This window comes from Nocardioides pelophilus (assembly GCF_014180685.1).
GTDB classification, from domain to species: Bacteria; Actinomycetota; Actinomycetes; order Propionibacteriales; family Nocardioidaceae; genus Nocardioides; species Nocardioides pelophilus.
Genome location: NZ_JACEHF010000016.1, coordinates 37,113 through 44,858 on the forward strand (window position 1 = coordinate 37,113; position 7,746 = coordinate 44,858).

Consider the following 7,746-nt stretch of genomic DNA (forward strand, 5'->3'; position numbering starts at 1 on the left):
AGCCCCGATCGACAGCACCGGGGCCGCCCCTTCGAAAGGGGTCTGCGTCAGGTGCAGGCGGGCGCGGCGGGCAGCGGCGCCGGAACGCCGACGCTCGGCATGCCGAGGGTGACACCGGTCGGAGGGGCAACCGTCCGCCGCTCCCACGCGTCGCCCGAGCGAGTACGACGCAGCGCGCGCACGGGTCCGTCGGCGACCAGGTGATGGGGGGCGGCGTACGTGATGCCGACCGTGACCAGGTCGCCGGGTCGCGCCCCCTCGTAGGTCGAGCCTGTCGAGACCACCTGGCTGAAGTCGGCCTCGAAGTGGACCAGCCGGTTGTCGGGTCCACGGCCCGAGAGCCGGTGGGTCGCGGGGTCCTTGCGGCCCTCGCCCTCGGAGACCATCAGCTCGACCTCGCGGCCCACGAGTCGCTTGCCCTCGTCCCACGCGATGGCGTTGACCAGCTCGACGAGCCGGTTGTAGCGATCGGTGACGACCGCAGGCGCGACCTGATCGTCGAGCGTGGCGGCCGGGGTGCCGGGCCGCTTGGAGTACTGGAACGTGAATGCTCCGGCGAACCGCGCCTGGCGCACCACGTCGAGGGTCGCCTGGAAGTCGTCCTCGGTCTCGCCGGGGAAGCCGATGATGATGTCGGTGGTGATCGCGGCCTCCGGCATCGCGGCCCGCACCCGGTCGATGATCCCGAGGTACTTCGACTGCCGGTAGGACCGGCGCATCGCCTTGAGGATCCGGTCCGAGCCCGACTGCAGCGGCATGTGGAGCTGCGGCATCACGTTCGGCGTCTCGGCCATCGCCTCGATGACGTCGTCGGTGAACTCCGCCGGGTGCGGCGAGGTGAAGCGCACCCGCTCGAGCCCGTCGATCCCGCCACAGGCGCGGAGCAGCTTCGAGAACGCCTGCCGGTCGCCGAACTCGACGCCGTAGCTGTTGACGTTCTGCCCCAGCAGGGTGACCTCGGAGACGCCCTCCGCCACCAGTGCCTCGATCTCGGCCAGGATCTCCCCCGGCCGGCGGTCCTTCTCCTTGCCCCGCAGGCTCGGGACGATGCAGAACGTGCAGGTGTTGTTGCACCCGACCGACACCGACACCCAGGCGGCGTACGCCGACTCCCGCTTGGTCGGCAGCGTCGACGGGAAGACCTCGAGCGACTCGAGGATCTCGACCTGCGCCTCCTCCTGCACCCGCGCCCGCTCCAGCAGCACCGGCAGCGAGCCGATGTTGTGGGTGCCGAACACCACGTCGACGTACGGCGCCTTCGCGGTGATGGTCGCGCGGTCCTTCTGCGCCAGGCAGCCGCCCACCGCGATCTGCATGCTGGGGTTGGCGGCCTTGATCGGCGCCAGGTGCGACAGGTTGCCGTAGAGCTTGTTGTCCGCGTTCTCGCGCACGGCGCACGTGTTGAACACGACCACGTCAGCACAGCCCGCCTGGTCCCCCGCGGCGCTAGGTCGGAAGGCGACGTAGCCCGCGTCCTCCAGCAGCCCGGACAGGCGCTCGGAGTCGTGGACGTTCATCTGGCACCCGTAGGTGCGGACCTCGTAGGTTCTGGCTGCATTCATGACCGCTCAAGGGTACGGCGCCGTAGTCTCACCGCTGTGATCCGCGTGGCAGCGGCAGTCGTGACACTGCTCGTCGTTCTCGTGAGCTCGACGTCGTCCCCCGCCGCCAGCGATTCCCCTGGTTCACGCGAGCTCCCGAGGGCGCAGGCTGCCTTCACCGTCACCCGGGCGATGTCGATGAACGACCCGACCCACAACCGCGGCCAGGTGGCGCGGCAGCTACGGACGTTCATCAAGCACACGCCGCGCGGCGCCACGATCTCGATCATGTCGTTCTACATGGCGTCGTCCATCACCTGGCCGGCGCTGAAGGCGGCCTACGAGCGGGGCGTCGACATCCACGCGATCTTCTACGGCGGACCGGCCGGGAAGCCGCTCTCGGGGGTGTCCTCCGGGGGCGTGAAGCTCACCAAGCTGATCCAGCAGGGACGGGCGAACGGACGCCGGGGGTCGTGGGTGGTGTGGACCAAGAACTCCGCCCGCGGCAGGGACGGCAAGACCACGATGCATGCGAAGGTCTGGCAGTTCTCGAGAGTCGGTCGCACCCGCAAGGTCACGATGATCGGCTCGTACAACAACAGCGATGCGGCCGACGCCCGCGCCTACTCCGCGATGGTGACGGTGGCGTTGCCCCAGCTGTACGACGACGTCCAGCGGGTCTTCCTGCAGTCCGCCAAGGACCGCAAGCCACCCGGCAACCCGCAGCGCCGCGTCTCCGGCGAGGGGTGGGACGCCTACTTCATGCCGTCGCTGCCCATCACCCGGGACAACGATCCGGTGATGGACCGGCTCAGGGCGATCCGCAGCGGTCCGGGCACCAGGATGGTGATCTCGATGTACTCCTGGCAGGGCTACCGGGGCGCCTGGCTGGCCCAGAGGTTGGCCAGGATGGTCAACGCAGGCTCGCGCCTGACCGTCGTCGTCGGACCCGACGTCGACGCGTCCGTCGTACGGACCCTGCGCAACGCGGGCGCCCGGATGGAGGACGGCTGCTGGCGGACCGGCAGCCGCTCCCGTCCGTACGCGTACACCCACGACAAGGAGATGACGGCGACCTGGGTCGAGGACGGCAAGACCCGGTACGCCGCCTGGCTCGGCTCCGACGACTGGGGCAACGGGGGCGGCGGCTCGATGTCGGACCAGGTGACCGTCGGCCTCTACAACAAGTGGGCCTTCGACCGGCTCAACCAGCTCCTCGCCCCGCAGATCGCCCACGAGCCCGACAACCTCGCTCCGTGCGACCCGCTCTGACCCCGCTTCTCAATCGCACACAAGCAGGCCGCGGAGGGCTAGCGTCACCAGGGACGGCTCGACCCCACGAGCTCGACCAACACGGAGGAACAGATGCGCAAGATCGCTTCTCTCGTCGCCATCGTCCTGGGCGCCATCATGATCATCGGTGGCGTCGCCACCTGGTTCGTCGTCACCAACACCCTCTCCGACCAGAACATCACGGTTGCCGAGGACGCCGACTGCCTCGCCGAGGACGACGTCAACGGGCCGTTCTCCGCCTACTGCGAGGCGAAGATCATCGACAAGCACACCCTCGACACCACCGGCGGCAAGACCTACGCCGAGCTCGACCGCGAGGACCCGCTGCGCGAGACCGCCATGAACAGCGCCTTCCTCCAGGCCTCGCTCTTCACCTCCGTGGTCGCCTACGGCGTCGCGGCGATGGCCATCGCGATGGGCGTGCTGTTCATCCTCATCGGGCTCGGCATGCGCGACGTCGGTGGCATGCGAGAAACCACCACGACGACGACCACCTGAGAGGGTCCCGGCAAGGTCACAGATTGGCGCAGCGATCTCCACTGGTCTAGCCGAATGGTCTAGAGCAGCGCTAGCGTCCCCTGCATGACGGTTCACCGGGGGGCCGAGGCCGCGCCTACCAATGGCGCCGGCCAGGCGCTCGTGCGCCTGGCCGGCGTGCAGAAGCACTACGGCAACCTGCACGTGCTGAAGGACATCGACCTCGACGTCGCCCGCGGCGAGGTCGTCGTGGTGATCGGCCCCTCGGGCGCCGGCAAGTCCACGTTGTGCCGTGCGATCAACCGGCTCGAGACGATCGACGAGGGCGAGATCCTCCTCGACGGCGAGCCGCTGCCCGCGGAGGGCAAGGGCCTCGCCCGACTGCGGGCCGACGTCGGCATGGTCTTCCAGAGCTTCAACCTCTTCGCCCACAAGACCGTGCTCGAGAACGTCACCCTCGGACCGATCAAGGTCCGCAAGAAGTCGAAGGCCGAGGCCGAGACACGCGCCAAGGAGCTCCTCGAGCGGGTCGGTGTCGCCCACCAGGCAGCCAAGTACCCCGCCCAGCTCTCCGGCGGCCAGCAGCAGCGGGTCGCGATCGCCCGGGCGCTCGCGATGGACCCGAAGGTCATGCTCTTCGACGAGCCGACCTCGGCCCTGGACCCGGAGATGATCAAGGAGGTCCTCGACGTCATGGTCGACCTCGCCGAGCGAGGCATGACGATGATCGTGGTCACGCACGAGATGGGCTTCGCCCGTACGGCGGCCAACCGGGTCGTCTTCATGGCCGACGGCGCCATCGTCGAGTCGGCCGACCCCGAGACCTTCTTCACCAACCCCGAGAGCGATCGTGCCAAGGACTTCCTCGGCAAGATCCTCAAACACTAAGGAGTAGGGATATGCGCAGGATGAAGCTCGGGATGGCCGCGGTTGCGGTTCTCCTTGCCGGATCGCTGACGGCGTGCGGAGACGCCGGAGAGGATGACGACGCCCCCGAGGTCGAGGCCGAGTCCGACTGTGACGACAAGTTCGAGGAGGGCTCGCGGATGGCCGAGCTCTCTGACGCAGGCGAGATCGCAATCGGCAACCGTGTCGACCAGCCTGGCCTCGGCCAGCAGGACACCCCCGACTCGGTGCCGGAGGGCTTCGACATCGACATGGCGAAGCTGCTCATCGCCGACCTGTGCATCGACCCCGAGTCGGACGCGGTCGAGTGGACCGAGGCCGTGTCCGAGCAGCGGGAGCAGTTCCTCCAGGACGGCGTCGTCGACCTGGTGGCCGCGTCGTACTCCATCACCGACGACCGTCGCCAGCTGGTCGGCCAGGCCGGGCCGTACATGATCACCGGCCAGCAGGTCCTGGTCCCGATCGACTCCGACGTCGAGTCGATCGACGACCTCCAGGGCGAGGAGGTCTGCGCTGCCGAGGGCTCCACGTCCCTCGAGAACATCAACACGGCCGGCGCCGTCGGCGTGCCTGCGGCGAACTACGGCCAGTGCGCCGAGGACGTCGTCAACGGCACGGTCCCGGCGATGTCGACCGACGGCTCGATCCTCCGCGGGCTCGCCCAGCAGTACGAGGGCGAGGTGAAGGTGGTCGGTCCCGAGTTCTCCGAGGAGCGGATCGGCATCGGCTACTCGAAGGACTACCCGGAGATGTGCGAGTGGATCAACGAGGTCCTCACCGAGGCGTTCGAGGACGGCACCTGGGAGGAGTCCTTCAACGCACACCTCAGCTCGGAGGACGAAGAAGCCCCCGAGCCGCCCACGCTGGACGAGTGCCAGGCCTGAGCAAGGGTGGACGTCGTATGGGAGCACCGTGAGGCGATCGCGCTTGCGTTCGCCTACACGGTGCTCCTGTTCGTCTTCGCGGGCGTCGGCTCGCTCATCGGCGGCACCCTGCTCACCGCGATGCGGGTCGGCCCGATCAAGGTCCTCCGCTGGGCGGCAGCGATCTACGTGACGCTGGTGCGCAACACACCGCTGCTCATCGTCATCTTCTTCTTCCGGCTCGCCGCGCCGAAGATGGACCTGAGGTTCGACTTCGTCGATGTCGTCCTGCCGACCACGGTCGGCGATGTGCGGATCAACAACATCTTCGCGGCGTGCACCGTCGGCCTCACCGTCTACACGGCGGCGTTCGTGTGCGAGGCCCTGCGGTCGGGTGTCAACGCCGTCCCCCTGGGTCAGGCGGAGGCCGCGCGAGCGATCGGCATGCCGTTCGCCGGGGTGATGCGCTACGTCGTGCTCCCCCAGGCGTTCCGCGCATCGATCCCCCCGCTCGCCAACGTGCAGATCGCGCTGCTCAAGAACACCACGGTCGCCGGCGCGCTCGGCGTCTCGGAGGCGTTCATCAGGATGCGCGGGCTGCTCAACGACAACCCCACGGCCCGGATCAGCCTGTTCATCGCGTTCGCGGCCATCTTCGTGGTCCTGGTCGAGGTGCTGTCGTTCGTCGCCAACCGGCTCGAGCGGAGAGTGAGGGTCGCATGAGCGGAAGCGTTCTGTACGACGCTCCGGGGCCGCGGACGATCGCCCGGCACCGGGTCTACACGGTGATCGCGAGCGTCGGGCTGCTGGCACTGCTCGCGTACGCCGTGCTGCGGCTCCAGCAGAACGGCCAGTTCGAGTACCAGAAGTGGGAGCCGTTCGTCAGCCCGGTCTTCATCGAGACGATCCTGGTGGACGGGGTCCTCGAGACCCTCAAGATGGCGTTCTCGGCGATCCTGCTCGCGGTCGGGTTCGGCGTGTTGTTCGGCATCGGCAAGCTCTCCGAGCACGGTTGGGTCCGCTGGCCGTGCTGGGCGGTCGTGGAGTTCTGGCGAGCCGTCCCCGTGCTGCTGAACATCATCTTCTTCGGCATCCTGCTCGGCCTGGACAGCACCACCAACCGCTACTGGGCGGTCGTCATCGCCCTCATGCTCTACAACGGCGCCGTGCTGGCGGAGGTCTTCCGCGCCGGCATCAACGCCGTGCCCAAGGGCCAGGTGGAGGCGGCGTACGCCGTCGGCATGCGCAAGAGCCAGGTGATGCTGGCCATCCAGCTGCCTCAGGCGGTCAAGATCATGCTGCCCGCACTGATCAGCCAGTGCGTCGTCGCGCTCAAGGACACGGCCCTCGGGTACGTCGTACTGGCGCCCGGACTCACGTTCGTGATGCGACTGATCTACGCCAACCCCGATCACGGCCAGAACCAGATCCCGACCGTCATCGTGATCGGAGGGATCTACGTCCTGCTCAACCTGATCCTCACCGTGATCGCCACCTGGGTGCAGAGGAAGTTCGTCGGCGAGAAGAAGGTGCTCGAGGTGTCGATGGTCGGCGAAGGAGACCCGAGCGCTGCACCGGTGAAGTAGGGGCCGGTGAAGTAGCGGCTACTTCGACTTGGGCGTGACCCACAGCCGGATCTCGCCCTCGACGACGACGGTGCCGTCGTCGCGCACGCCCTTGACCCGGACCGCGAGGTCGCCGTCGGCTGTGTCCCACTGCGCCTGGTCGGTCTCGGCGACGCAGGTGATGTCGCTGCTCGCCTTGGCGGTGTAGGCGACCTCCATCCCCTTGGGGATCCAGCGCTTGTCCTTGGGGATGGTCACCTCGGCCAGCGCGCCCATCGCGGCCTCGAGACCGTTGCAGAGGGCGATGGCGTGCACGGTGCCGATGTGGTTCTGCACGCTGCGCCGCTTCGGGATCACCAGCTCGACGTGGTTGGGCTCCACGATCGTGAAGCGCGGGTGGATCGTCGCGAAGTACGGCGCCTTCTGGCTGAACGCGATCGAGAAGGCCCGCTTGCCGACCGAGTCACCGACGACAGGGAGGCCGGAGACCGTCTTCCACAGCTTTTCCACCTGGCTCATGGGCGTGACATTACTCGTGGGTAACAACGCGCCACAACCCCCTCGCCCGAGAGCCACGTCACGCGGGAGCGAGCACCTCGACCCGGCTGCCCGCACCGTCGAAGGCGTGGCAGCGCTGGTAGCCCTCGAACGACGACCGTTCCCGATGGAGCCTCACGTCGACGCCTTCTTCGCCACCGCGAAGATCCGGCGGAACGGCAGCACGACGCCGCGGCCGTCGTCGGGGTAGGCCGCGCGCAGCCGGCGCTTGAACTCCGCCTCGAACCGAGGGCGCAGGTCGTCGGGCAGCGCCTGCAGGGTCGGGCGCGCACCGGTTGCGGACACCCAGGCGAACACGGGGTCCTCGCCGTGGAGCACGTGGAGGTACGTCGTCTCCCACGCGTCCACCTCGCAGCCGAGGTCCTGGAGCACGCGGAGGTAGGTGGCCGCGTCGTACGACGAAGGCACGGCGACGCCACCCCCGGTGGTCGAGGAGGTCGCCCTGGCGACCGTCTCGAGACCCCCGGCGTACGGCTCCTCGGCACCCCCGGTGGTCGAGGAGGTCGCCCTGGCGACCGTCTCGAGACCCCCGGCGTACGGCTC

8 protein-coding genes and 1 pseudogene are annotated in these 7,746 nt (G+C 68.4%); 6 read left to right on the forward strand and 3 right to left on the reverse strand.

What is annotated here, in order from left to right; translation table 11 throughout:
- Nucleotides 1-47: 47 nt before the first annotated feature.
- A complete protein-coding gene (gene miaB, locus H0488_RS05515) occupies nt 48-1,562 on the reverse strand; it encodes a tRNA (N6-isopentenyl adenosine(37)-C2)-methylthiotransferase MiaB (RefSeq protein WP_183098284.1) in 1,515 nt (504 codons plus the stop codon).
- Nucleotides 1,563-1,598: 36 nt separating this feature from the next.
- Here miaB and H0488_RS05520 point away from each other — a divergent pair, with 36 nt between their 5' ends.
- From H0488_RS05520 to H0488_RS05545, 6 genes are all read left to right on the forward strand, one after another.
- Nucleotides 1,599-2,813, forward strand: coding sequence for a phospholipase D-like domain-containing protein (locus H0488_RS05520; RefSeq protein ID WP_183098285.1), 1,215 nt, complete (start codon nt 1,599-1,601; stop codon nt 2,811-2,813).
- Between the two features lie 93 nt (nt 2,814-2,906).
- Nucleotides 2,907-3,332, forward strand: coding sequence for an aromatic ring-opening dioxygenase LigA (locus H0488_RS05525; RefSeq protein WP_183098286.1), 426 nt, complete (start codon nt 2,907-2,909; stop codon nt 3,330-3,332).
- A gap of 84 nt (nt 3,333-3,416) precedes the next feature.
- Nucleotides 3,417-4,199 (forward strand): amino acid ABC transporter ATP-binding protein, encoded by a 783-nt coding sequence (locus H0488_RS05530; RefSeq protein WP_183098287.1) that lies wholly within the window; start codon nt 3,417-3,419, stop codon nt 4,197-4,199.
- Nucleotides 4,200-4,210: 11 nt separating this feature from the next.
- A complete protein-coding gene (locus tag H0488_RS05535; protein ID WP_183098288.1) occupies nt 4,211-5,101 on the forward strand; it encodes a glutamate ABC transporter substrate-binding protein in 891 nt (296 codons plus the stop codon).
- 6 nt (nt 5,102-5,107) lie between these two features.
- The gene (locus H0488_RS05540; protein WP_183098289.1) at nt 5,108-5,803 is read left to right on the forward strand and encodes an amino acid ABC transporter permease; all 696 of its coding nucleotides are present in this window, start codon (nt 5,108-5,110) and stop codon (nt 5,801-5,803) included.
- The gene (locus H0488_RS05545; protein WP_183098290.1) at nt 5,800-6,666 is read left to right on the forward strand and encodes an amino acid ABC transporter permease; all 867 of its coding nucleotides are present in this window, start codon (nt 5,800-5,802) and stop codon (nt 6,664-6,666) included. Before H0488_RS05540 ends, H0488_RS05545 begins: the two co-directional genes overlap by 4 nt.
- 18 nt (nt 6,667-6,684) lie before the next feature.
- Here the strand turns inward: H0488_RS05545 and H0488_RS05550 are convergent, their stop codons facing one another.
- Nucleotides 6,685-7,164, reverse strand: coding sequence for a hotdog fold domain-containing protein (locus tag H0488_RS05550; RefSeq protein WP_183098291.1), 480 nt, complete (start codon nt 7,162-7,164; stop codon nt 6,685-6,687).
- Nucleotides 7,165-7,317: 153 nt separating this feature from the next.
- Nucleotides 7,318-7,746, reverse strand: a pseudogene (locus H0488_RS23595) (hypothetical protein); the annotation flags it as partial.

Coding starts and splice junctions, on each gene's coding strand:
- H0488_RS05550 (WP_183098291.1), bottom strand. CDS start 7,164: ATGAGCCAGGTGGAAAAGCTGTGGAAGACGGTCTCCGGCCTCCCTGTC.
- H0488_RS05545 (WP_183098290.1), top strand. CDS start 5,800: ATGAGCGGAAGCGTTCTGTACGACGCTCCGGGGCCGCGGACGATCGCC.
- H0488_RS05535 (WP_183098288.1), top strand. CDS start 4,211: ATGCGCAGGATGAAGCTCGGGATGGCCGCGGTTGCGGTTCTCCTTGCC.
- H0488_RS05525 (WP_183098286.1), top strand. CDS start 2,907: ATGCGCAAGATCGCTTCTCTCGTCGCCATCGTCCTGGGCGCCATCATG.
- H0488_RS05530 (WP_183098287.1), top strand. CDS start 3,417: ATGACGGTTCACCGGGGGGCCGAGGCCGCGCCTACCAATGGCGCCGGC.
- miaB (WP_183098284.1), bottom strand. CDS start 1,562: ATGAATGCAGCCAGAACCTACGAGGTCCGCACCTACGGGTGCCAGATG.